Raw genomic sequence first — 24,250 nt, 5'->3', positions numbered from 1 at the left:
GTGTTCGCAGATCAGGGTTCAAAGACGTAGGTGCCGGGTGCATCACCAAGGGGCGGATGCTTCTTGCTGCCCGGTTTCTTGGGTGCCGCGACTTCCTTGTCGGATTTGGATTTGAGCATTTCACCCCAGTCCAGCCACCAACTGCCTTCGTGCTTGGATGCCTTTTCCGCCCATGCCTCGGGGTCGGCCTGTTTGGCGTCGCCCTTCATATACCAGGACTTTGGGTTCCCCGGAGGGTTCAGCAAGCTTTGCAAATGGCCGGAGTTGGACAGGATAAACGTCGTGTTCTTGCCGTAAAGCCGCGCGGTTTCATAAACCGCTTTCCATGGCGTGATGTGATCCGTCGTGCCGGCGATCACATAGGTGTCGTAGTTGACCTTGGTCATGTCGATCGGCTGACCACCCACGACCATCGCGCCGGGGTTCAGGAACGGGTTGGAATAGATCATGTCGAGGAAATCACCGTGCAACCCGGCAGGCAGGCGCGTGGTGTCCGCATTCCAGTACAACACGTCAAACGCAGGTGGGGCGTTGCCCATCAGGTAATTGTTCACCCAATAGTTCCAGATCAGATCGTTCGGCCGCATCCAGGCAAACATCTTGGCCATGTCCTGACCATCCAGCACGCCACGACTTGAGGAGGCCAGTTTGGCGGCCTTTACAGTCTCTGGTGTCACCAGTGCGGCCATATCGTTGTCGGTGGACGCCATCGTATCAAGCACACAAACGGCCAGGATGACGGAATTGATCTTGTCCGACATGTCCTGTGCGGCGAGCCAGCCCGCGTAGGTCGACAGGGTGATCCCGCCGGAACAGGACCCCATGATGTTGACTGAATCCGCGCCGGTAATCTCTAGCGCGGCATCGCAGGCTTCATCCAGCGCTTCGATATAGGTGGTCATGTCCCAGTCGCGGTGATCCGCGGTCGGGTTGCGCCAACTGATGCAATAGGGCTGAATGCCCTGCGCCAGCAGGAATTCGATCATGCTTTTGCCGGGTGCCATGTCGATGGAATAGTATTTGTTGATCTGGGGTGGCACCACCAGAAGCGGACGCATGTGCACCTTGTCAGTGGTCGCGGTGTAATGGATCAGTTCGATCACCTCATTGCGAAACACCACCTTGCCCGGTGTAATGGCAAGGTTTTCGCCAACCTTGAACTTGGACGTATCGACAGACGCGGGCAGGCCGCCGTTCTCCGTCATGTCCGTCAGCATGTTCCTGAGGCCGTTCACCGCGCTTTGCCCCCCGGTTTCAAACAATTGCTTCAGGGCGGCAGGGTTGGCGAAGAAGTTGTTCGAAGGTGACATCGTATCGATAAAGATAGAGGTCACCAAACGCGCACGTGCGGCGTCCTTGTCAGGCAGGTCCAGGTCTTCGACGGTCTGCGTCATCTTGTCGGCCCAGGTCAGATAGCTTTGCATGATCCCCTTGGAAAACACGTTGTTGTTCCAGCCACTGTCGGCAAATCGACGATCCTTGCGGTCCGGTGCGATTTCCGACGACTGGGTGACGATCTTCGTCATGTCAGAAGTCAGCGCCATCCACTGGTTCATCATCGCCTGCGGTTGCGACGCCATGGCGCGCATCAGGTTGGTGCCCGCGCTGAACATGTCCTCTGCCCGCAGGGTGACCAGCGGGTTCAGCGCCAGCGTGTTTTCGGCGGCGTTCTCTGCGATGTCGCGCGCGTTCTTTGACGCCTTGGATTTTTCGTCGCTCATACCCTTGCCCTCTCTGTTACACTTTGGCATCTGGTCCGGGGACCAGCATCGCCAAGCTTTCGGCAATCAGGGCAGGTTTGTCCGCCCCTTCAATTTCAATCGTATTTTCCGTTTTCATCAGGTACTGGCCGTTGCTTTTGCGGTCAAAACCGCTGAGCTTTGAATGCAGGCGCACCTTTGCCCCAACAGGGACAGGCGCCAGAAAACGCACCTTGTCCAACCCGTAATTCAGTGCAGCAGCGGTGCCTTTTGGCACGACGCCAATTTCCATCGCCATGGCCGACAACATGGAAAGCGTAAGGTATCCATGTGCGACCGGTCCGCCAAAGGGGCTTTCTTTCTTGGCGCGTTCCACATCGATGTGGATCCACTGCTTGTCGCCGGTACAATTGGCAAACTCGTTCACGGCCTCCTGTGTCACCACTTGCCACGAGGAAATACCAAGAGGCTCCCCCACCATGCCGCCCATCTTTTCAAACGTCAGATCACTCATCTTCGCACATCCTCTTGTCGCGCATCACGCGCTCATTTCCTTTATCGCCGCATCGCGCAATTCACGGCGCAGAATCTTGCCTACGTTCGTCTTCGGCATCTCGTCGATGAACCGCACGTGTTTGGGTTTCTTGTAGCCGGTCAGTTCGGTGCCGCAGAATTCCCGCACTTTCTGTTCTGTAAGACCGGGATCCGCCTTGGTGATGAACAGCATCACGGCTTCGCCGCTGTTCTTGTCGGGCACGCCGACACAGGCGGCTTCCTCCACGCCATCAAGATGGGCTGCGACGGCCTCGATCTCGTTCGGGTAGACGTTGAAGCCGGAGACAAGGATCATGTCCTTCTTGCGGTCGACGATCTTTGTGAACCCGTTTTCGTCCATGATGCCCACGTCACCGGATTTGAAGTATCCATCCGGGGTCATCACTTCGGCGGTGGCGTCCGGGCGTTGCCAGTACCCTGCCATGACCTGCGGCCCGCGAATGGCAATTTCGCCGCGTTCGCCCAAAGGCACATCATTCCCGTCATCATCGATAATCTTGATGTCCACGTTCGGCATCGGCAGGCCGATGGTGCCGGAATAGGCGTCCGTGTCAGTTGGGTTGCAGGTGATGCCCGAACAGGTCTCCGACAGACCATATCCCTCGCAGATCGGGCAGCCGGTGATATCCAGCCACTTCTTGGCGACCGCTTCCTGCACCGCGGTGCCACCCCCGTTTGCGATGCGAAGCTGATCAAAGTCCAGCTTTGCGAACTCAGGGTGGTTGGCCAGCCCGTTGAACAGCGTGTTCACACCGGGAAAGACGTGGAACTTGTACTTTGAGATTTCCTTGATCGTGCCGTCCATATCGCGGGGATTGGGGATCAGGACGTTCACCCCGCCTGATCGCATCGACAGCAATGAACAACTAATGAAGGCGAAGACATGATAAAGGGGCAGTGCGCAGATGAATGTCAGCTGCCCTTCGATAGGTCTGCGGTTCAGGCCGGGCTTCATCCAGGCCTCGGACGACAGCAGGTTCGCAATGATCGTGCGATGCAACAGCGTCGCACCTTTGGAGAGGCCAGTCGTGCCGCCCGTGTACTGCAGCACGGCGACGTCGTCGGCCGAAACCTCCGGACGCGCCATCTTCATGTGGGCCCCGGCGGACAGAACCTTGCCAAGACGGACATGGCCCGGCAACACAAAGGGGGGCACCACCTTGCGCACGCGCCGCAGGACGAAATTGGTGATGGCGCTTTTGGGAAATCCAAGCAGATCGCCGACACCCGTCACGAATGTGTGCTTGATCGGCGTCTTGTCGATAACCTTGTCCAGCGTTTCGGCAAAGTTCTCGACGATGAAGATCGCCTTGGAGCCTGAATCGACCAGCTGATGCTCCAGCTCCCGCGGCGTATAGAGCGGGTTCACATTCACCGCCACGAAACCTGCACGCAGGATGCCAGCCAACACCACCGGATATTGCAGGACATTGGGCATCATGATCGCAACACGATCCCCCTTTTCCAGTCCAAGGCTTTGAAGATAGGCACCCACCGCGCGCGACATACGATCCAGATCACCATAGGTGATGGCCTTGTCCATCAGGATATAGGCATTGTCGTTGGCGTATTTTTCAAAACTTTGTTCAAGAAGCTCTACAAGGGAACCATATTGATCGATTTCAACTTCTGCTGGAACGCCTGCCGGGTATTGCTTTGTCCAATGTCTTTCCATTCAATCCTCCCTGCGTGTCGCCTGTCGCCTCATTGAACGGGCAGATCTGGGCAGCACATCAGCGCGCAAAAACCACGGCCTTGACCTAGGTTACAGAGTTTTGTCAACTGATCAAGCAAGCGCGCGGCGTCAACTTTCAAGGAACAGAGCCCATAATGAAGCAGCTCAGTGGTATCGACGCGACCTTTCTCTATATGGAGACGGATCAGACACCGATGCATGTCGCAGGGCTGACGCTCTATGATTTGCCCAAGGGGTTCCGGGGATCCTTTCACAAACACTTCACCGACTTTTTCAAGGGACGTGTGCATCTGATCCCGATCTTCGGGATGAAGCTGGCCAAGGCGATGTGGCAGGTGGATCATCCCGGATGGGTTGACGCCGGAGAGTTGGATTTCGACTACCATATCCAGAGCGCAAAACTTCCAAAACCGGGGAACCAGAAACAGCTCGAAGAAATGGTCGCCACGCTGCATGCAGAACGGCTCGACCGGAAAAAGCCGCTGTGGCAATTCACCGTCATCGAAGGGCTGGAAGGCCGACAGGCCGCGCTTTATTCAAAGGTGCATCATGCCGCAGTGGATGGCGGGGCGGGCATGGTCATTACCAAGGCGCTTTATGATGTCACCGACCAGCCGCGCGAAGTCGATCCGCCTGAGCCGAAGAAACCCACCCGCAAACCCAGCGATCTGGAACGCGCCATCCTCGGGCTAAGCGATGTGGCAGCCAATATGGCGCGCCAACAGCTGACGATCATGGAAAACATCCCCAAGATGCTGGGGCAGGTATCGGACATGGTCGCGCCAGTGCTGGCGGGCAAAGTGGGTCTGCCGCAGCTTTTGGCCCCTCGGACGCCTTTCAACGTAACCGTGGAAGCCAAACGCAGCTATGCAGCCCGCTCTATCTCGCTCAGCGACGTCAAGGCCATTGGCAAGGCGACCGGAACCAAGCTGAACGACGTGGTGATGGCGATTACCAGCGGCGCCGCCCGAGCCTATCTGACGAAAAGGCAGGAACTGCCTGATGCGGCCCTTGTTGCATTCGTACCGATTTCGATGCGCGAAGTCGGGAATTCCGATATCAACAATCAGGTCTTCGGAATGAACGTCCCGCTGGCCACCAATTACGGTGATCCCCTGAAGCGGCTGAAGAAGATCGCGCAGGAATCCGGCGCTTCCAAAACGCTGGCGGGCAGCGTGAAGGATGCCGCGCCCAAGGATTTTACCCTGATCGGCGCGCCAACGCTGTTGCCGGGGCTGATGCAACTGTATGGCGCAACCAAGCTTGCCGATCATATCCCGCAAGCCGTGAACATGTGCATCTCCAACACGCAAGGCCCACCATTCCCACTGTTTTGTGCCGGGGCCAAGGTTACGGCACTTTATCCGGTGTCCATCGCGACCCATGGCGTCGCGCTCAATGTCACAGTGCAAAGCTATCTTGATCACCTCGATTTCGGGATTACCGCCGATCACAAGGCTATGCCCGACGCAGATGTCTTTGCAGACCTGATCGTTGCGTCATTCGAGGATTTGAAACAGGCGGTGAAGAAAGCGCAAGGCAAAGAACCGGCGTGATCTTGCCGTTTTTGTAGGGACTTCGGGCGTTTTTGGAACCACTGGGTGACCTAAGGGATTTGTTGACAGACTGGAAATAAGCCCTCTCTATGGGGTGGGCGAGACAGATTGTCGCAATAAAAAGGATGCTTAAGTGGTCGAAACAACTGCAAATGCGCCGAGAAAATCGCTCCTCCTGTTGGAAGGGCGCGCCATTCCTGAGCTCTTTGGCTTTGCTGCTGCTTTGCCCACCTTGTCCGCGTTGGTGCCACGGGGTGATGGTCAGCCCGTGCTGATCCTTCCGGGCCTGACAGCAGGGGACAGTTCCACGGTTTCCATGCGCAGGTTTCTCAAGACAAAGGGCTATCCCACATATGGCTGGAAGATGGGCCTCAATCTTGGGCCGCGACCCGGCGTTGAACAGGGGTTGATCGACCTCGTTGAAAATCTTGCCGATAAATATGACCGCAAGGTGAGCATTGTCGGGTGGAGCCTTGGCGGCATCTATGCCCGGCAACTTGGCAAAATGATGCCAAAGCTGATCCGCCAGGTCATCTCCATGGGCAGCCCGTTTGGCGGCAGCCCCCGCGCCACGAATGCCTGGCGTGTTTACGAGATGGCCAGCGGTCAAAGCTCTCATGATGGAGAGCGGCACATGGGCGGTGCGATCTCGGCGCCCGCGCCCGTGCCTTCAACGGCAATCTACAGCAAGACAGATGGCATATGCGCCTGGCAGAACTGCATCGAAGAGAAATCGGAGATTGCGGAGAATATCGAAGTGCGCGGCAGCCACTGCGGGTTGGGCCATCACCCTGCTGCAGTTTATGCCGTGGCGGACCGTCTGGCGCAGCCGGAGGGAGAATGGCAACCTTTCGATCGCTCCGGTGTCAAAGGCATGATCTTTCCCAAGCCTGAATACCCCGTCTAGCGGCGTGTCCGACACCTTGTGCAGGTGTCGGCTTTCAATTCTTAACCCTTGGACTTGCCGGAAAGCTCTTCGACGCTTTCCATGACCCTGTTCTTGATCACCTCGAAGGTATCCATATTGCCCTGACGCACGACCTCGGCCATCTCGGTCGTGGTTTGCACTGTGGTGTCAAAGGTCTTTTTCGCCAATTCCATCGGATTTGACATCATCGCAGAAGGATCGCCGGTGGCGGATGACGCATTTTGCACGCTGTCAGAAATCTCCGCCAAGGTCTTTTCCAGCGCCTCGCGCTGTTTGTTCATCAACGTCTGCGCACTGCCGCTGCTCACCTGCACCGCAGCTTGCAGGGCCTGCAGGTTCTTGCGGTGGTAATCCATCATATCGTTCATGTCCGGCCCCGGGATGCTCATGGATTTTCCGAAATCCTGAAACATGTCCATGAATGGGTTCTTGCTGCTGTCATCTGCCATATTGTGTCTCCCTGCACAGTTGCCCGGATCGCCCGGTGTCACATGCTAGTGGCTTGGCCCGCTTCATGACAAGAGAAGTCTTTCAATGACATAGAGGGTGACACCCACACATCCCCCGATGATCATGCCGTTGAAGCGGATGTATTGCAGGTCGCGGCCCACGTTCACTTCGATCAGTTGCAAAAGCTGTTGCATGTCCCACCCTTTCACTTGTTCAGAAACATAGGATGAAATGCTGCCGCGCTGTTCCTCTACGAGGTTTGAAATGACCACGACCATCCCTGTGTTGATATCGCGGCGCAGATCCGGCTCATCCGCCAGCCCTGTGCCAATCTCAACCAGCATATCGGTCAGCCGCGCAACCAACAGGCTGTCGTCCGAATGCACGTCCTTCAGGATGTAATCCTTCAGCCCGTCCCACATGTTCTCCGCTGCATCTTCCAGTTCCGGACGTGCAAGGATCACCTGTTTCATCTGTTCGACCTGCTTTGCAAAGCCTTTCGTCCGGCGGGTCCGGTTGATGTAGGAAATGAGGAACTGCTCGAACTCGATCCGAAGCGGATGGTCTTCATCGTCCTTGATCTCGTTCAGTAGTTCGGTCGCGGCATGCACGATCCGCCGCAGCACAATTGAATCCGCGCCAAGCACGTTGAACAACACCGGCAATTCCCGCTTCACCTTGGTGCGGACGATCTCAAGCGTTTCATCATTGTTGAGGAAATTGTGGAGCGCGCGGATCAGATCATCGAGCAGTTTCTGATGCCTGCCATGCTTGGTGAAGGTCTGCAGCACATTGCCAAGCAGCGGCGCGATATCGGTCTTGGCGATCTGGCCGGTCACACGCTGGCTTGCGAAATGGACCAACCCCTTTTCGTCAACCGCGTGCAGCAATTGCGGGACAAATTTGACGATGAAGGTCGCCAGACTTTGTGACTGGGACCGCACTGCCAGCCAGTTCGAAATCTCTCCGGCGAAATCGACCTCTTGCAATTTGGCTTCGACCGCATCTCTGGCAAGGAAATTGGTGTCGATGAACCGGCCCAGATTGTCGGCAATGCGGGGCTGGTTGTTCGGAATGATCGCTGTATGTGGGAAAGGCAGGTTCATGGGGCGTTTGAACAGCGCCACAACCGCATACCAATCCGCGATGCCGCCGATCGTGGCGGCTTCGGCAAAGGCGGCGACGATGCCAAAGGCCGGGTATTGATGTTCCAGCAGTTTGGCGATGACCATCACGACAAAGCAGATCAGCAACACCAGCGTTGCCAACATCTTTACCCGGTTCAACTGTTTCAGCTTCTCGATGTCTTCGATGTCTAGGCTGCGCATGCGCTTTCCTGAGCAAGGGTGGAGCAGGGCGCAGACGTAGCATGTATCGGGCGGCCCTTCAATATGCTGCAATGCGGCAATATGAGCGTCGGATTCGGGATGTGCGCCTTCGGATTAAACGATATCGGGCTGCATCTGACGCTGGGTGCTAAGAGCATTGTGGAGGTTAATTAATTGATTATATGAGGTAATACTAAAGTTGACGTAATCCGACGTAGCGTCACTTCTGAAAAATGTTGCACTGCAGCATAACAGGCCCCATATACCAATCATCCCGGGTTGGAGAGCAAACGGGACCCACCCATGGCTTAATCGAAGAATGGAGAAACCAAATGACCAAGAAGACAGAAACAACCGCAAAGACCGCAGCTTCCAAAGCAAAAGTGGAAGCCGACAAGATCACCGACCGCGTTGCCGATGGTGCACGTGAGTTCGTGATGCGCTCCACGTCCACCGCGAAAGAGCGTGCTGATGGCGTGTACGAGACAACCCAGAAATACAACGCCGAGCTGGAAAACATGCTGGTCAAAGCCGCGAAGGGCTACACCAACATCCTCGGCAACATCGCCGAAGCCGCTTTCGTGAACGTGAACCGCGGCATCAACGCAGCAGAAAAGCTGGCGGCAAGCAAGTCGCTGTCCGAAGCGATGCAGGTCCAGTCCGAGTACGTGCGTGAGCAGTCCACCTGCTCCATGAACAACGCTCGCGCCGCTGCTGAGTACGTTCGTGAAGTGGTTGCCGAAGGCAGCGAGAACGTTCGCGAGACAGCGACAAAGATGTGGAAGTCTGATAAAGCCGCCTAAGCTTTATCTCTTTCCGAAGTTAGAAAAGGCTCACCCCCGGGTGGGCCTTTTTGCTTGCTTAAAGCCTACATCGACACCCACACATCCAGGTTATAGCGCCCTTCGTCTGACATCTGATCCATCCAGGCGTCCGCCACATCCGCGCCAACGTCCTTTTCCTCCGAATAGATCAGCGACAGCGCCCGTCGCACGTCCGGTTCCATCCGGCTGCCGTCCCCACAGACATAGACGCGCGCACCCTGTTCGATCAGCGCCCAAACAGCATCACGCTGTTCGCGGATCAGGTCCTGCACATAGGTTTTCTTCTTGTCCTGCCGGGAAAAGGCGACGTGCAGGTCCGCGATGCCGTCCTTGGCAAAACTTTCCAGCTCGTCGCGGTAAATGAAATCCTGATCAGGATGGCGACAGCCAAAGAACAACATGGCTGGACCAAGCGTCTTCCCTTGCGCCTTGAGCGCGGCACGCTCCCCCAGGAAACCACGGAACGGGGCAATGCCCGTACCAGGGCCGATCATGATCACCGGGGTTGCCGGATCGTCGGGCAGGCCGAATTCATCACTGGTTCCCCGCAATGCCACATCGATCCGTCCGCCGACGTCGGTGCGCGCCAGGTAGTTGGAACACACGCCCTTGAAATTCCCCCGCCCGGAGATTGCAGGGTCGTCAACCACGCCCACCGTAATCGAACAATGCGCCGCATCATCCAGCGGGGAGGAAGATATGGAATAATACCGGGGCGTGAGCATCGGCATCAGTTCAAGAAAGACCCCGAAAGGCAATTCGCAGGCGTCAAAATCTTCGAGAAGGTCGAGAACGGACAGCCGCTTTTGCTGGACCTTGGCCTTGTAATCGTCTTCCGCCAGCGCCTTGAGCGCGGGGGCGGAACGCGGGCATTCGGTATAGCGCAAAAGCGTCTGCACATCACGCCGCGATGCGACGGACTGAAGCTCCAGCATCTGCGACAACAACCGATGGACCGACAGGGGGGTGTCCACGGGCAGTTGGCTATGGTCATCCGCGCTGGATTGGATGCGGATTTGTGCATCGGCAGAAAAGCCGAACCGTTTCAGCGCCCGCGCGACAAGCGCCTCGTCGTTGATCGGAACAACGCTTAGGTGATCCCCGGTGCGATAGGTCATTCCTTCGGGCAGCGCGACTTCGATATGCCGGGTGGATCGCTTGGATGCTGCCACATTCTGCAATTCCCGGTTTGCGCCAACGGTGGTCGGTTGCGCGCCGGCCTGTTGGGTCACTGGATTGCTGTCCAGCGCGCTGAGGCGCTCCACCTGATAGAGCGGGGGCGCTTCGCCTGCATCCGCCAGATCGAGAGAGAACTTTTCCGCCAGCGCGGGCCAGACACCCTTTGCCCAGGCATCAAACTGTTCGTCGATATCATCACGCGCGTCACCTTCGGCACGTGCGGTAAACCGTGTGCCGCCCAGACGCTCAAGCGCTTCGTCGATCTGTCGCGGTGTCGCCTGAAACGTCGCCGCCCAGTCGCTGTGACCGCAGCCAAAGACCGCATATTGAACGCCATTCGCCGCGCCCGGTTCCGCCTTTTCCAGCCAATCCACGAACTTGACGGCATTGTCCGGTGGCGATCCGTTATAGGATGCACAGGCGATCATCACCGCGCCGGAGGTGGGCAGTTTGCCCGCGTAGGCGTCCATTTCGGCCATGGTGACATCAAACCCGTTCGCCTCCGCCGCGCGGGAAAGGTCGCGGGCGTAGTCCTCGGTCGTGCCAAGGTTGGAGCCATAAAGCACCAGCGCCGGGGTGCCGTGTCCCGGACGTTTCGCAGCATCGTTGAGCCCTCCAACCGCACCATCCGCTTCCGGGGCGGAGCCGGGCACCAGATTGGATCGCTGGATGTCCTTGCGCAGCCGCACCTTCATGCGCAGCCCATCGGGTTTGATCGACAGGCTTTCCTTCAACTTGAACTGCCATTTCTCATGATCAATCAATTCAAAGCGTTGCAGGATCATGCCGATGACCAGCACTGCCTCCTGCATGGCGAACTGCCGCCCGATACAGGCGCGTTGCCCGTTGCCGAACGGCTTGTAGGCGTTGACGGGGCGCGAGGCGACCGCATCCCGGTGGAAGTTATCTGGGTTGAAGTCCTCGGCATCCTCGCCCCAAACTGTCTTGTCCCGGTGCAACATCAGCGACAGCACTGTCGTGAACGTCCGTTCCTTCAGCTTGTACTTCCCGCCGATGACTTCGTCCTTGTACGGATAGACGGAGAACGCAGGCGCCGTGGGCCAAAGCCGCAGGGCTTCCAGGAGGATCTGGTTGATGTAGGTCAGCTGGTTGACCTGTTTGAGCGTTGGCTGCACCGACACATCGCGGCCCAGCACCTGATCGACCTCGGCATAGGCCTTTTCCAGCACATCCGGATGGTTCATCAGGAAATACAGCGTGAAGGACATAAGACCCGATGTCGTCTCATGTCCCGCAATAAGGAAAGTGTTGATCTGAAAGCGGATATTCTCATCCGACAGGCTTTCGCCTGTCACCTTGTCTACCCCATCAAGCATGTAGTTCAGCAGGTCTTTCTCGGCCCGCGCCCCACTGCGCCCGCGCCGTTCTGCGATGATGTCATCCACCAGTTTGTTCATGTAGCCGACGTCTTTTTCCATCGCCGTCAGACGCTTCTTGAGCAGCTGCTGCTCAAACGGCAAACCGCGCTGCATCATGCAGGTCTCCAGCGTGTTGGTCAGCGCGTCGATGAAAGGGTGATAATCCTGCCGATAAAAGGAATTGAACCGGTAGTTGAAGCCGCAAATCCCGATCGTATCCAGTGCAACAGCGGTCATGTCGTGCACGATATCGATGTCATCGTCGCCATTCAGCCGCTCCCACTTGAGGCAAAGCTGCCCGGCTACATCCAGCATCATCGGGAAATAGTTGCTCATCGCCTGACGGCTGAAAGTGGGCAGCAGGATGTTGTGTGCTTTGCTCCAGTTTTCCTCCTGCGTGTCACCAGTGAACAAACCGTCCCCGCCAATCGCGCGCACCCGCCGTAGTGATCCACGCACCGCCTTGTCGAAACGGGCTTCGTCGCACAACTCTTCCACCAGCTCGTGACCGGAGGCCACGATAAGAGGGGTACCCATCATGTCCATGCGAAAGATCGGACCCAGTTCCCGTGTCAATTGCATCAGGCTTTGCAGCGGTTGGTCCTTGTCCACCGACAGCATGTTGCCCACCACAGGTTTCTTTTCAGGCATCGGGATGCGTTCGAGTTTAACCTGCTCTGACATGCTGGCGGTCTCCTGTTCAACTCAGACTTACTAGAAGCACAGTCGACAAGGAAAAGCCCTGACAAGTCAACCTCGATGCAGTTCGAGCGCTTGTAAGTCGCGGGCCACATGTCCGGGATGAAGCAGCGCGGGGCCAAGCGGAACACGTGCCATCAATTTGTCCCTGCTGCCGACATACTAAGAACAAGATGGAGAAGTTGGCTTTGCTCGGCGACAGGCACATGCCAACATGCTGGCAGCAGGAAAGGCAAATAATGCGAAACTGGACAAGACGCGCAGCACTTCTGGGCGGCGGCGCCGCTGTAGGAGCGCTGGCGCATCGGGGGATTTCCGCACAGAAACCGACGCTGGCAGGGACACAGTTGCTCGGGCAGGCCGCGCCCACAGGGACACTGAACGACGCCAGTTTGCTCAGCGCGACGCCGATACACAAGCACATCACCTTAAGCGATGATCCCGGACAGGCGTTGGTCGCTGCCATCCGCGCTGAAATGGACGCCGCCCGTCAGGCGGGACGTCCCGTAAACGTCAGTGCCGCGCGTCATTCCATGGGTGGACAGGCATTGCCCCGTGGCGGACATGCCATCACCTTCGACAACGGGATGGTCGAACCGGACACCGCAAACGGGACATACCGCGTCCACGCAGGCGCAAGATGGAGCGAAGTCATCGCCGCGCTTGATCCGATTGGCTATTCGCCCAAGGTGATGCAATCCAACAATGATTTTGGCGTTGCGGCCACATTCTGCGTGAATGCACATGGCTGGCCGGTGCCCTTCGGGCCAATGGGAACGACTGTGCGCAGTATCGATCTCATCACCCCTGACGGCACACTGGCGACCTGTTCGCGCAGTCAGAATGCGGACCTCTTTCGGCAAACCATGGGGGGCTATGGGCTGACCGGGGCCATCATCGCGCTTGAGGTCGAAATGGAGAAGAACACCCGCCTGACCCCCGATTTCGAAGAAATGCCTGCAGAAGCATTTGGTGCCGCGTTCATCAACGCGCTTGAGGATCCACAGGTGACAATGGCTTACGGACGCCTGAACGTCGGGCGCGCGGATTTCTTTCGGGAGGCGCTGATGATCACCTATCGGCCCACATCCGATCAGGACAATCTGCCTGCCGCGCCGGGTTCCGGTGTGATGTCGAAGGTTGCCCGCCATGTCTATCGCGCGCAACTCGGCAACGAGCGGATGAAGACCGTACGCTGGTGGTTCGAGACCGACCTCGGCACGACGCTGGGCGGTGGGGAAACGACCCGCAACACCTTGATCAACGAACCCGTGGTGACCTTGGATGACCGCGACGACACGCGCACGGACATCCTGCATGAATACTTCGTGCCACCCGAAAGGTTCGGCGACTTCCTGACCTTGTGTCGCCGTGTAATCCCGGGATCGTTTCAGGAGTTCCTCAACGTCACGCTGCGGTTCGTGAACACCGACGCAGAAAGCTGGCTGTCTTACGCACCAACACCGCGCATCGCCGCCGTCATGTCGTTCAGTCAGGAAATGACGGCACGGGCGGAGGCGGATATGGCGCGCATGACCCGTGAAATGGTTGATGGCATGATTGATATCGGTGGCAGCTATTATCTGCCCTACCGCCCGCACCCGACCGTGTCGCAACTCGAACGCACCTATCCCCGCGCCGCTGCCTTTGCGTCAGCCAAACGCGCCATGGACCCGGACCTGATTTTCCGAAACAATCTCTGGGACAGCTATCTGGAGAAGATATGAGCGTGCTGCGCAAGATATGTCTGGGCTATGTGTTGGTGCTGCTGGCGGCAGCCTCGCTCAATTACGTGCCGGGCCTGACGGATGATCAGGGTCTGGCCTTCGGCATCTTCGCGCTGGATATCTTCGACGATGCCCTGCACGTGGCCTCAGCGCTTTGGGCGCTGGCAGCGGCGGTGATCTCGCAGCGGGCGGCGCGGGCGTTCCTGCTGATCTTCGGGACGCTTTATCTGGGCGATGGGTTATTCGGTTTCTTTACGGGCTACGGGTACCTCGATCTAGGGATATTCACGAACGCATCGGAGGGGATGTCGTTCACCCTTTTTCGTGTCCTCGCCAACCTGCCGCATTTGGCGTTGGGCGCATTCGCGCTTTGGGCGGGCCTACGGGTGGAACGAGACTGATGCGCTGGCTGGTGAGATGGATTGTGCGCCTTGTCGTGCTTGCGCTTCTGCTCGCCGTGGTATTCATCGCGCCGGTCGCGTGGGTTGAGCTTGCGTGCAGGGGTGACGCCGTTGCAAGACCCTATGACCCGATCTTGCCCCCAGCAGATCACCGGGCTGAGTCCCGCACGCTGCTGACCTACCCTGAATGGCATATCGTGCATGCCTACGATGACTACGCCGAAGTGATCGAAAACGGCGACCCCCATGAATTCGGCTATTTCAATGCCGTGAAGACCTATTGGACGTCCCTTTGTGCGCTCAAGAAACAGGCCTCCGCCCACGGCGGCGTGGACCGGTCGACCAAGGAGCTGGTCTATGTCATCGGTGTCAGCTTCTCCGCTGAAATGGCGCTCAAGGCGCTGTATGAGCAAACATTCGGGCTGGTCGCCACATTGGTGAGGGGAGACGCGCAAAGCCCGCTGGACAAGCTGTCGGCGCAGCAGGCTGCGGATTACGCGACCTTCCTGCAACAGGTGCCTTGGTACAAATACGATTTCGCTGCCGATGCCGCGGCATTGCGGGCCGCGCAGACCGACAATCCCCGAGACTTGGAGCGGCGGCTTGCCCTGGGCGTTGAATACGCCGCCAAGGCGGCCTACGCGGGCATGATTGCCGCCGCCGTCGACACGGTCGGCGCGGATGAACTGACCTTGCGGATGGTGGTCAAGGGACCGGATGCGGCCGTTCTGGAAGGTCTCGACGGGTTGAGCGTGGTGGAGCATCGCGGCAACATCATCATCGTGGAGGCACCACGTTATCGCGCGCTGACCCGATTGCTGATCCAGATGGCCGACCGTGGCATTGATCTGGTGGAAATCGCAGGCAATGACGATGTCATGTTCACCGCCCTGTCGGATCAGGCGCAGATGGCGGATGCGCTCTTCAGCTTCCGGCGTCAGGGGTATGACGATTACCGGCATCTGTTCCTCGTACCGGTAAGCGACCTGATGGGAACGCTCAGGCGTTTCGCCGATGGACCGGCGCAGGTGGAGCATGTGCATGATTACTAGGGTTCTGGCATATGCAGGGGCGGTTCTGATCGGCTGGCTTGCGGTGCTGGCGGGCGTGATGGTCCTGTCGGATCGGGCACCGGCAGCCTTGGTTGTGATGCCGGACGCCACGTTTCTGGCCAATCTGCCAGAAGATGTCGCGATAACGTCGCGGACCATGGCAAGCGTCACCCTGATCGGGTCCGAGGGTGATTTCGCCGCCCGTCTCTACCAGGCTGGTGCGCGGCTGGTGCTTCCGTCAGGATTGCGCGGGTGTGCGCCGCTGGCCACAGAAGATCCGTTGCTGCCTGCGCGACGAACCGTTTCCGCCGCCGGTCCTTGACTTCCACACCCTCAAACGGTGTATCTGCGCCATTGTTTTTGCCCCAGGAAGGGACCGATTATGCACGCCTACCGTGATTACACCTGCGCAGACCTGAACCTTGCCCACAAGGGTCAGAACGTGCGCCTTGCCGGGTGGGTGCACCGCGTGCGGGACCACGGCGGTGTGCTGTTCATCGACCTGCGCGATCACTACGGGATGACCCAGGTGCTTTGTGACCCCGACAGCCCGGTGTTTGCCGAGGTGGAGAAGGTCCGTTCCGAATGGTGCATCCGCATTGACGGCGAAGTGAAGGCCCGCGACGAAAGCCTTGTGAACCCCAAGCTGCCCACCGGTGAGATCGAAGTCTTCGTGCGCGACATCGAAGTGCTGGGGCCTGCCGCCGAACTGCCACTGATGGTCTTCGGGGATCAGGAGTACCCGGAAGAAACGCGCCTGCGCTACCGCTACCTCGATCTGCGGCGGGAGAAGATGCAGGACAACATGATCCTGCGCTCCGACGTCGTTGCCTCGATCCGCAAGCGCATGTGGGATCAGGGGTTCAAGGAATTCCAGACGCCGATCATCACGGCGTCTTCCCCGGAGGGTGCGCGCGACTTTCTGGTGCCAAGCCGCCTGCATCCGGGCAAGTTCTACGCCCTGCCGCAGGCCCCGCAGCAGTTCAAGCAGCTGCTGATGGTCTCGGGCTTTGACAAGTACTTCCAGATCGCGCCCTGTTTCCGCGATGAAGATCCGCGTGCCGATCGGTCGCCCACGGACTTCTACCAATTGGATATGGAAATGTCCTTTGTCACCCAGCAGGACGTCTTCGACGCGATCCAGCCGGTCCTGACCGGGATATTCGAGGAATTCGGCAAGGGTCGGAAAGTGGATCAGACCTGGGAGCAGATCTCCTACAAGGACGCTGCCCTTTGGTACGGGTCGGACAAGCCTGACCTGCGCAACCCGATCAAGATGCAGGTGGTGTCAGAGCATTTCGCGGGCTCCGGCTTTGCCATCTTCGCCAAACTGCTGGAACAGGAAGGGACCGAGGTGCGCGCAATCCCCGCGCCCACGGGAGGCAGCCGCAAGTTCTGTGACAGGATGAATGCCTTTGCCCAGAAAGAAGGACTGCCCGGCATGGGCTATATCTTCTGGCGCGAAAAGACCGCTGATGCGGTGGCGCAGGAACTTGGCATCACCGTGAAGGAAGCACAAGCCAAGCTGAAATCCGGCGAGGTCGAAGGCGGCATGGAGGCGGCAGGCCCCCTTGCCAAAAACATCGGGCCAGAGCGCACAGAAGCTATCCGCCAGCAGTTGGGCCTCGACGTCGGCGACGCGGCCTTCTTCCTTGGCGGCAAGCCCAAAGCATTTGAAGGGGTCGCAGGCCGCGCGCGCAACGTCATCGGCGACGAACTTGGCCTAACCGATCAAAATCGTTTCGCCTTTGCCTGGATTGTTGATTTCCCGATTTACGAAAAGGACGAAGAAACCGGGAAGGTTGATTTTGAACACAACCCCTTCTCCATGCCGCAAGGCGGGATGGAAGCACTGGAAGGCGATCCGCTCAAGGTGCTGGGTTACCAGTATGACCTTGCCTGCAACGGCTATGAACTGGTGTCGGGTGCAATCCGGAACCACAAACCGGAGATCATGTTCAAGGCCTTCGAAATTGCAGGCTACGGCAAGGACGAGGTCGAAAAGCGCTTTGGCGGCATGGTCAACGCCTTCCAATACGGCGCACCGCCCCACGGTGGCTGTGCGGCGGGCATTGACCGGATTGTGATGCTGCTGGCGGATGAGGCGAACATTCGCGAAGTCATCCTTTTCCCGATGAACCAGCGGGCCGAAGACCTGATGATGAACGCCCCCAGCGATCCGACCAGCGATCAGTTGATGGAGCTTGGCCTGCGGGTGATCCCGCAGGATTGACGCACAGGCGAAGTTCCGCAGGATAAGATTTGAAGGGCGGCCCGGGGTGAAATCCGGGCCGCAGTTGATTAGATTGCAAGGCGATCCCGTGTCGCGGAGCGCCTGATTTGTCCTTTGATCCCATCCTTGCTGAACGCCGCTTTGGCTATGGGTTGTCACCCGTGGTGGCGCCGCCTGCATCGATTGATCAGATGTTGAAGGGCATCTCCGGCCCTGACGCGGCCCGGGCGCGCTATCCTCTGCCCGCGTACCGGCATCTGCAGGACCAACTGGTGTTGAAACGGCGCTTTCGCCAATTTGTACGCAAAAGCCCGGACACGGCCGAACGCAAAGCGGCGCAGGACAAGGTGAAGCAGCTTGAAAATGAAATGCTGTGGGACCGTTTGGAATGGTTCAGCCATGCCATGCTTCGCCGTATACAGTCGCCCGCGGCTTTCCGTGAAAGACTGGCATCCTTCTGGACGGATCATTTCACCGCTGTCGGGAAATCCGGCCTGACGGAAGGGGCGGCGCCGCTCTATGGCGAAGAGGCTGTTCGCCCCTTCATCGCAGGGCGATTTGGCGATTTGCTGATCAGCGCCGTTACCCATCCTCTCATGCTGCATTACCTGGATCAGAACACGTCTGTCGGGGCCAACAGTCCCGCCGCGAAAGAAAGCAAACGCAAACGGGGTCCGAACGAAAACCTTGCGCGGGAGGTGCTGGAACTGCACACGCTGGGCGTTGATGGCCCCTACGATCAACGCGATGTCCGTGCATTTGCCAATCTTCTGACCGGGCTTTCCTCAACGCGGGATTATGGCTTCAAATTCCGCAAGCACATCGTCGAACCGGGACCGAAAACGGTTCTGGGTGTCACCTATGCCTACACGGGCACGATCGCACCCATTCATCAGGCACTGCATGATCTGGCACGGCATCCAGCAACGGCGCGGCACCTGGCGCGCAAGCTGGCGGTTCATTTTCTGTCCGATGCGCCGCCTGCCGCGCTTATCCAGCATCTGGAAGCCGCGTATCTGGACAGCGATGGCGACCTGATGGCAGTCTACGCGGCGCTTTTGTCCCATCCCGCGGCCTGGCGGCCTGATGCGATTAACATTCGACCCCCACTGGAGTACGTCAGCACCGCACTGCGAACGCTTGCGGTCCCTGCCAGCGCGTTCAAAGCGCTCAAGCCGCGCGATATGCGCACACTGTTCCAGCTGCCGCTTTCGGTGATGGGGCAGCAATATCACAGACCCGGCGGACCGGATGGCTGGCCAGAGGAAGACGCGGCCTGGATCACCCCCCAAGGCATTGCGGCGCGGCTGGACTGGGCCGTTCATGCGCCGTCACGGCTGTTGCAATCCCTCCCCGAACCGGAAACGTTCATGGTGCAAGCCTTGGGTGGGCAGGTTCCGCCAGAGTTGGCGTTCGCGGTGAATGCTGCGGAAAACCGCGCGGTTGCGGTTGGCCTCGTGCTCGCCTCTCCGGCCATGCAGCGACGGTAGGGGCGGATATGGACCTTTCCAGACGGGATATCCTGAAAAGAGCAGGGATAATCGGCTGTTCGCTGACCGCCAGCCCCCTGATCACGCCCGTCGCCTTTGCGCAGGCGCCATGGGACATGCGGCTTGTGGTGATCATCCTGCGCGGGGGCATGGACGGTTTGGATGTGGTGCGCCCGCTGGGCGATCCGGCTTTCGCGGCGCTCCGACCGGATATGGACAATGCCAATGCGCAAGATCTCGATGGATATTTCGCGCTGCATCCAGCTTTGGGTGACTTGGTGCCACTGTGGCGCGCGGGGCAATTGGGTTTCATGCATGCGGTTTCAACCCCTTACCGCGACAAGCGCAGCCATTTCGATGGTCAGGACCTGTTGGAAGCCGGGACCGAAACCCTTGATGGGCGGACGCGTGACGGCTGGCTGAACAGATTGCTGCAACAGATGCCGGGACTGGAGGCGGAGACGGCCTATGCCATCGGCACCACGCAGTTGCGCGTGCTTGAAGGCGATGCGCCCGTGGCCAATTGGACACCAAAAGCAAGGCTCGGCCTCAGCCCGCAAGCGCTGCGTCTGGCCGAACTGGTGATGGAGCGGGACGCGCCCCTGCACGCGGCACTGGCCGAAGCGCAGATGTTGTCGCAGATCGGAACGGGCGGGGCCCGCCGCGGCAGCGCCCACCTTGAGATTGCGGATTTTGCAGCCAAGCGCCTGCGCGGGCCATCGCGTATCGCGGCTTTTTCACTGGGGGGATGGGACACGCATCGCGCGCAGGGCCGCAACCTGCCACGCAGTCTGCGTGCGCTGTCGCAGACGCTTCTGGGACTGCGCGACGGGTTGGGCGAAGGGATATGGGGAAAGACCGCCGTGCTGGCGATGACGGAGTTTGGCCGCACAGCAGCGCTCAACGGCACGCGGGGCACTGACCACGGGACCGGGGGTGTCATGCTGTTTGCGGGTGGGGCGCTGCGGGGTGGGCAGGTCCTGGGCCAATGGCCCGGTGTGGCGGAGGCCGCACTCTACGATCGGCGGGATCTTATGCCAACCGCAGATGTCCGTGGGCCGGTGGGGTGGGTCTTGCGTGCGGCGACGGGGCTTGACAGCACAACGATTGAGCAGAAAGTCTTCCCCGGCCTTCAGATGGGCCGCGATCCCGGACTACTGGGCTGACTGGAATTCAAAGCTGCTTCGTTGTTGCAAACTGGCCCAGCAGTTGCCCGGCCAATCCGTCTGAGCCTGCCTGGAAAGATGCGGCAATCACGACGCACAGGCCGATGATCGAAGCGCTCAGCACAATCCAGTCCACGGAAATGGCATCTGGGTCTTCACGAAAGAATTCACGAAACTTCTGCACGGGTTACTCATCCTTTCACAGGGCGGGTCGGATACTGGTACGCAAGGTAGGATTGGCGAAGAATATGGCGGAAGTTGGCAAACGGGATGCCGGTTTCTTGGCTTTCGGGGCCTGTGAACTGGTACAATTGCTGGCTTGGCGAAAGGGGCGCTTGGGCCTAACGTGCAGTCCATGAACAGTTATTCCTCCCCGGACCGTCCGGTTGGACCTGTCGTGCAGGGCTGGCAAGCGCCACCGCGGCCAGATGGTTCAGCCCTGCGCGGCCAATACGCGGAACTTGCGCCCCTGTCCGCAGAAACCCATGCAGCCTTGCTGTTTCGGGCCTACGCAGGCGAAGATCACGTATGGGACTACTTGCCCTACGGTCCCTTTTCATCGGCGGCGCAATATCACCGCTGGGTGCGCGACCATGCAGGCCAGCCGGACCCGTTCTTCTATGCGGTGCGCAACCTTCAAAGCGGGCAGTGGGAAGGGGTGGCAAGCTTTCTGCGGATCAAGCCGGAGGCAGGTTCCATCGAAGTGGGGCATATCAATTTCAGCCCCGCATTGCAGCAGACACCTGCAGCAACGGAAGCCATGTTCCTGATGATGCAATGGTCTTTCGAGGCGGGCTACCGCCGGTATGAATGGAAGTGTGATGCGCTCAATAAACCATCCCGCCGTGCCGCACAGCGTCTGGGGCTGAGTTACGAAGGCGTCTTCCGACAGGCGGTTGTGGTGAAGGGGCGCAACCGCGATACCGCGTGGTTTGCGGCCATCGATGGGGAATGGCCAGCGTTGAAGGAAGCCTTTCAGGCATGGCTTTCCCCGGCGAACTTCGATGACGCGGGTCGGCAACGCGAACGCCTTGGGGATCTGACCGGGCTTGTCCGGGTTGCGTCGGATCCTGCCTTGTAGTGCGGCCCGTCCCTGCCTAGATGGCCAGTCGTTGGGCCAGACGTTCCTGGATCATGCCGACGATGATCGCGGTTTCGGAGCTGGCTGACTGCCCGGCTGCACGTCGGGTGGCCAGCGCCTGCGCGGCCCTCTCCATCCGTTGATCTTCAGCGGACCGCGCGACCCCGGAAAGGAATTGCGCGACATAGTCCAGCGCATTTCCGTCAGGTGTGGTGTCGAGCATGTCTGCGGCATGGGCCATATCATCAAGATATGCGATCCGATCCGGCGAGATTTCAGCATCGGACACCTCACGCGGACCGAAAGGCCGACGGTCTTCTGGCAAAAGCCCCAGCAGTTTCGCCTGAAAGGCCGCAACCGACGTAATGGGTTTTGCCATAAAGCCGTCAGCGCCAGCGGCCATCGCCGCGGCTTCCGTGTCGGTATCGCCCGAAATGGCAAGGATCGCCTCAACCCGCGGTTGGGCTTGCGTCAATTCTTCGATCAATTGGCAGCCGTCGCCGTCTGGCAATCCAAGGTCCATGATGACCACGGTCGGCCGATAGACCCGCAGGTGCCGACGCGCCGAACGCAGGCAATCGGCGCGCCTGATCCGCGCGCCCGAACGCAGGCAAAGAAGGCGCAACGCTTCGCAGGCGAAGCGGCTGTCTTCGACCACAAGGACGGTCAAGCCCAACAAGGGCCGCGCGGCGGTGGGGGCAGGCAGGTTTGCCGCAAGGGGATCTTTGGGGTCCATGGCTGTCTCCTGAAGTGGCTAGGGGACCATGGTTAAGGGCAGATGGCTAATGCGACGTTAACGTGCCGCATTGCTCTTGATCCGTATTCATCCCATATGGGACACCGGACCAACAGGGAGATAAGAAAAGATGATCGGCCGTTTGAACCATGTTGCCATTGCTGTGCCCGATCTGGAGGCAGCCGCGGATCAATACCGCAACGCGCTGGGCGCGCAGGTCGGTGCGCCGCAGGATGAGCCCGATCATGGTGTCACGGTGATTTTCATCGAACTGCCCAACACCAAGATCGAACTGTTGTACCCGTTGGGCGACAATTCCCCGATCCGGGGGTTTCTGGACAAGAACCCTTCGGGCGGCATTCATCACATCTGCTACGAGGTCGACGATATTATCGCGGCACGCGACCACCTCAAGTCAACCGGTGCACGGGTGCTGGGGACGGGGGAGCCGAAGATCGGCGCCCATGGCAAGCCTGTCCTGTTCCTGCACCCGAAGGATTTCAACGGCGCACTTGTCGAATTGGAGCAGGTGTAGGTCATGGGCATTACCTCGGCACTCGTGCTCTTTGCGGTGATCTGGTCGATGGTGTTCCTCATCGCACTGCCCATCCGTGTCCAGACACAGGGGGACCTGAAGGACGTCGTGCCGGGCACCCATGCCGGTGCGCCGGAACATCACCACCTGCGCAGGAAGGCATGGTGGACCACGTTCATCGCGGCGGTGCTTTGGGCCATCACGGCGGGCATCATTCTGTCGGGATGGATCACTGTGGACGCAGTGGAAAGCTGGTTCAGGGCCGGCGCGTGGTCAGGCCGTGAAATAGGTGAGTGAACGTCGCCGCGCCGAGGATCGGCACGACAAGGTTTAGCAACGGCACCGTCAGCGGAACTGCCATAAGGCACCCGGCAACCCAGATGGTGCCGACGTGCTTGCGTCGCAGCGCTTTTGCCTCCGCCCGGCCCATCCGGCGCTGGGCGGCAAGGGTGAAGTATTCCCGACCCAGCAGAAACCCGTTCAGACCCCAGAAGATGAAAGGCGCCAGCGGGCTGAAGATCAGATAGAGGATCAACGCCAGCAGGTTTGCGCCAATCAACACACCCAGAAAATTCACCGTATCCCGCAGCGCGTCACTGAATGGCACCGGTTTGGGTTCTGGCAGTGCCGGGTAATGCACCGCTTCGACCGCGTTGGCCACATCATCCAGAAACATCGACGTGATGGCAGAGGCCACAGGCACCATCAGGAAGATCGACAGGAAGGCCAGCAGGAACACCGCACCCCATGAGAACAGATCATCCAGCCAGCGGACCTCGCCAAGGATCGGAAGCCATGCTTCTTCCGGGGTGATGTATTCGATCAACCATGCGAATCCTGCGGTCGCGCCAATCAACAACACCAATGCCAACGCGATGCCCATGAAGAACACCCGCCGGAACGGGCCATCGCTCAGCTGGCTCAAAGCCAACCCGAAAGCGCGGAATATCAAGCCGATAGCCATGTCGTAATGCTGTCCATGTCAGGGCGGGGGCGTTCGGGCGGGACGGCCCCTTCGGTGCCTATGTGGATAAGTCCCGCAATCCGTTCGTGGTCTTTCAGATCCAGCGCCTCCCGCATGAAGCCACGGTCATGTGCGGGCCAACCACTTAACCAATTCGCACCCCATCCCGCCGCAAGTGCTGCGTTCAGCAATGCCAGACAGACCGCCCCGGCGGAATAGGTCTGCTCCAGCGGGGGGATCTTTTCGGATGGTTTTTGCACCTCGATCACGACCACGGCCAGACCGCCCTGATCATATTGCGCGCGGCCCTTGTCAACCTGCTCCTGATCCAGCCCCAACGCCTTGCCGCGTGCCTGAACCACGTCCGCCAGACGGGCAAGCGCGGGTTGTTCCAGAACGATGAAACGCCACGGCTCCAGCTTGCCATGATCCGGCGTGCGGGCCGCCGCGGTCAGCAGGGGTTCCAGGGCGGCGCGGTCGGGCCATGGCGCGCGCAGGGTCTTTGCGGGGCGCGACCGTCGGGTCTGCAGAAAGGAAAGCGCGTCTGGATTGGGGTCAGGCATGGGCGTCC

At 59.2% G+C, this 24,250-nt stretch carries 23 protein-coding genes; 13 read left to right on the top strand and 10 right to left on the bottom strand.

The genetic code is table 11. The features are described 5' to 3' along the window. Window positions 1–11 precede the first annotated feature (11 nt). Genes AB4X18_RS05490 through AB4X18_RS05480 form a run of 3 tightly spaced genes read right to left on the bottom strand, consistent with a single transcriptional unit; the run spans window position 12 to window position 3,930 of the window. Window positions 12–1,721 (bottom strand): alpha/beta fold hydrolase, encoded by a 1,710-nt coding sequence (locus AB4X18_RS05490; protein WP_432817161.1) that lies wholly within the window; start codon window positions 1,719–1,721, stop codon window positions 12–14. Window positions 1,722–1,737: 16 nt separating this feature from the next. Next, window positions 1,738–2,214, bottom strand: coding sequence for a MaoC family dehydratase (locus AB4X18_RS05485; RefSeq protein WP_370399149.1), 477 nt, complete (start codon window positions 2,212–2,214; stop codon window positions 1,738–1,740). Between the two features lie 24 nt (window positions 2,215–2,238). Then, window positions 2,239–3,930 (bottom strand): long-chain-fatty-acid--CoA ligase, encoded by a 1,692-nt coding sequence (locus AB4X18_RS05480; RefSeq protein ID WP_370399148.1) that lies wholly within the window; start codon window positions 3,928–3,930, stop codon window positions 2,239–2,241. A 155-nt stretch (window positions 3,931–4,085) separates the two neighbouring features. Here AB4X18_RS05480 and AB4X18_RS05475 point away from each other — a divergent pair, with 155 nt between their 5' ends. Both AB4X18_RS05475 and AB4X18_RS05470 read left to right on the top strand, forming a co-directional pair. Then, window positions 4,086–5,507, top strand: coding sequence for a WS/DGAT/MGAT family O-acyltransferase (locus AB4X18_RS05475; RefSeq protein ID WP_370399147.1), 1,422 nt, complete (start codon window positions 4,086–4,088; stop codon window positions 5,505–5,507). 133 nt (window positions 5,508–5,640) lie between these two features. After that, window positions 5,641–6,414: an esterase/lipase family protein gene (locus tag AB4X18_RS05470; protein WP_370399146.1), complete on the top strand. Its 774-nt coding sequence runs from the start codon at window positions 5,641–5,643 to the stop codon at window positions 6,412–6,414. A 41-nt stretch (window positions 6,415–6,455) separates the two neighbouring features. On the opposite strand, the gene phaP is transcribed toward AB4X18_RS05470, so the two are convergent. Further along, window positions 6,456–6,884 carry a TIGR01841 family phasin gene (phaP, locus tag AB4X18_RS05465; RefSeq protein WP_370399145.1) on the bottom strand — a complete coding sequence of 143 codons (429 nt, stop codon included), beginning with the start codon at window positions 6,882–6,884 and terminating at the stop codon, window positions 6,456–6,458. Window positions 6,885–6,947: 63 nt separating this feature from the next. Further along, window positions 6,948–8,213: a DUF445 domain-containing protein gene (locus tag AB4X18_RS05460; RefSeq protein WP_370399144.1), complete on the bottom strand. Its 1,266-nt coding sequence runs from the start codon at window positions 8,211–8,213 to the stop codon at window positions 6,948–6,950. Window positions 8,214–8,545: 332 nt separating this feature from the next. On the opposite strand from AB4X18_RS05460, the gene AB4X18_RS05455 reads away from it, so the two are divergent. After that, window positions 8,546–9,016: a phasin family protein gene (locus AB4X18_RS05455; RefSeq protein WP_370399143.1), complete on the top strand. Its 471-nt coding sequence runs from the start codon at window positions 8,546–8,548 to the stop codon at window positions 9,014–9,016. Window positions 9,017–9,081: 65 nt separating this feature from the next. On the opposite strand, the gene AB4X18_RS05450 is transcribed toward AB4X18_RS05455, so the two are convergent. Then, window positions 9,082–12,279, bottom strand: a complete 3,198-nt coding sequence (locus tag AB4X18_RS05450) for a bifunctional cytochrome P450/NADPH--P450 reductase (protein ID WP_370399142.1) — start codon at window positions 12,277–12,279, stop codon at window positions 9,082–9,084. Window positions 12,280–12,533: 254 nt separating this feature from the next. Here AB4X18_RS05450 and AB4X18_RS05445 point away from each other — a divergent pair, with 254 nt between their 5' ends. From AB4X18_RS05445 to AB4X18_RS05415, 7 genes are all read left to right on the top strand, one after another. Then, window positions 12,534–14,021: an FAD-binding oxidoreductase gene (locus tag AB4X18_RS05445; protein WP_370399141.1), complete on the top strand. Its 1,488-nt coding sequence runs from the start codon at window positions 12,534–12,536 to the stop codon at window positions 14,019–14,021. Further along, window positions 14,018–14,422, top strand: a complete 405-nt coding sequence (locus AB4X18_RS05440; RefSeq protein ID WP_370399140.1) for a hypothetical protein — start codon at window positions 14,018–14,020, stop codon at window positions 14,420–14,422. Before AB4X18_RS05445 ends, AB4X18_RS05440 begins: the two co-directional genes overlap by 4 nt. Further along, window positions 14,422–15,474, top strand: coding sequence for a hypothetical protein (locus AB4X18_RS05435; protein WP_370399139.1), 1,053 nt, complete (start codon window positions 14,422–14,424; stop codon window positions 15,472–15,474). The genes AB4X18_RS05440 and AB4X18_RS05435 overlap by 1 nt, the downstream gene beginning before the upstream one ends. After that, window positions 15,464–15,796, top strand: coding sequence for a hypothetical protein (locus AB4X18_RS05430; protein WP_370399138.1), 333 nt, complete (start codon window positions 15,464–15,466; stop codon window positions 15,794–15,796). The genes AB4X18_RS05435 and AB4X18_RS05430 overlap by 11 nt, the downstream gene beginning before the upstream one ends. Window positions 15,797–15,856: 60 nt before the next feature. After that, a complete protein-coding gene (aspS, locus tag AB4X18_RS05425; protein WP_370399137.1) occupies window positions 15,857–17,707 on the top strand; it encodes an aspartate--tRNA ligase in 1,851 nt (616 codons plus the stop codon). A 107-nt stretch (window positions 17,708–17,814) separates the two neighbouring features. Continuing rightward, window positions 17,815–19,197, top strand: a complete 1,383-nt coding sequence (locus AB4X18_RS05420; RefSeq protein WP_432817160.1) for a DUF1800 domain-containing protein — start codon at window positions 17,815–17,817, stop codon at window positions 19,195–19,197. Window positions 19,198–19,205: 8 nt separating this feature from the next. After that, window positions 19,206–20,363, top strand: coding sequence for a DUF1501 domain-containing protein (locus tag AB4X18_RS05415; protein ID WP_370399135.1), 1,158 nt, complete (start codon window positions 19,206–19,208; stop codon window positions 20,361–20,363). 7 nt (window positions 20,364–20,370) lie between these two features. Here AB4X18_RS05415 and AB4X18_RS05410 read toward each other — a convergent pair whose 3' ends face one another. Beyond that, window positions 20,371–20,547, bottom strand: coding sequence for a hypothetical protein (locus AB4X18_RS05410; RefSeq protein WP_370399134.1), 177 nt, complete (start codon window positions 20,545–20,547; stop codon window positions 20,371–20,373). Between the two features lie 171 nt (window positions 20,548–20,718). On the opposite strand from AB4X18_RS05410, the gene AB4X18_RS05405 reads away from it, so the two are divergent. Next, on the top strand, window positions 20,719–21,444 hold the full coding sequence (locus AB4X18_RS05405; RefSeq protein ID WP_370399133.1) for a GNAT family N-acetyltransferase: 726 nt from the start codon (window positions 20,719–20,721) through the stop codon (window positions 21,442–21,444). 16 nt (window positions 21,445–21,460) lie between these two features. Here AB4X18_RS05405 and AB4X18_RS05400 read toward each other — a convergent pair whose 3' ends face one another. Beyond that, entirely contained in the window at window positions 21,461–22,180 is a 720-nt protein-coding gene (locus tag AB4X18_RS05400; RefSeq protein WP_370399132.1) for a response regulator, read from the bottom strand. A gap of 130 nt (window positions 22,181–22,310) precedes the next feature. Between AB4X18_RS05400 and mce the strand changes: the two genes are divergently transcribed. Both mce and AB4X18_RS05390 read left to right on the top strand, forming a co-directional pair. Beyond that, window positions 22,311–22,715 (top strand): methylmalonyl-CoA epimerase, encoded by a 405-nt coding sequence (mce, locus tag AB4X18_RS05395; protein ID WP_370399131.1) that lies wholly within the window; start codon window positions 22,311–22,313, stop codon window positions 22,713–22,715. Window positions 22,716–22,718: 3 nt separating this feature from the next. Further along, window positions 22,719–23,012 (top strand): DUF1467 family protein, encoded by a 294-nt coding sequence (locus AB4X18_RS05390; RefSeq protein ID WP_370399130.1) that lies wholly within the window; start codon window positions 22,719–22,721, stop codon window positions 23,010–23,012. Here the strand turns inward: AB4X18_RS05390 and AB4X18_RS05385 are convergent. Together AB4X18_RS05385 and AB4X18_RS05380 are read right to left on the bottom strand one after the other, a co-directional pair. Further along, the gene (locus AB4X18_RS05385; protein WP_370399129.1) at window positions 22,972–23,679 is read right to left on the bottom strand and encodes an EI24 domain-containing protein; all 708 of its coding nucleotides are present in this window, start codon (window positions 23,677–23,679) and stop codon (window positions 22,972–22,974) included. The genes AB4X18_RS05390 and AB4X18_RS05385 overlap by 41 nt on opposite strands. After that, the gene (locus AB4X18_RS05380) at window positions 23,664–24,242 is read right to left on the bottom strand and encodes a nitroreductase family protein (protein ID WP_432817159.1); all 579 of its coding nucleotides are present in this window, start codon (window positions 24,240–24,242) and stop codon (window positions 23,664–23,666) included. The genes AB4X18_RS05385 and AB4X18_RS05380 overlap by 16 nt, the downstream gene beginning before the upstream one ends. Window positions 24,243–24,250 lie beyond the last annotated feature (8 nt).

It is taken from the genome of Sulfitobacter rhodophyticola (assembly GCF_041281685.2).
GTDB lineage: Bacteria > Pseudomonadota > Alphaproteobacteria > Rhodobacterales > Rhodobacteraceae > Sulfitobacter.
The sequence above is the reverse complement of the archived record's forward strand: the minus strand, read 5'-3'. Positions and strand labels throughout refer to the sequence as shown.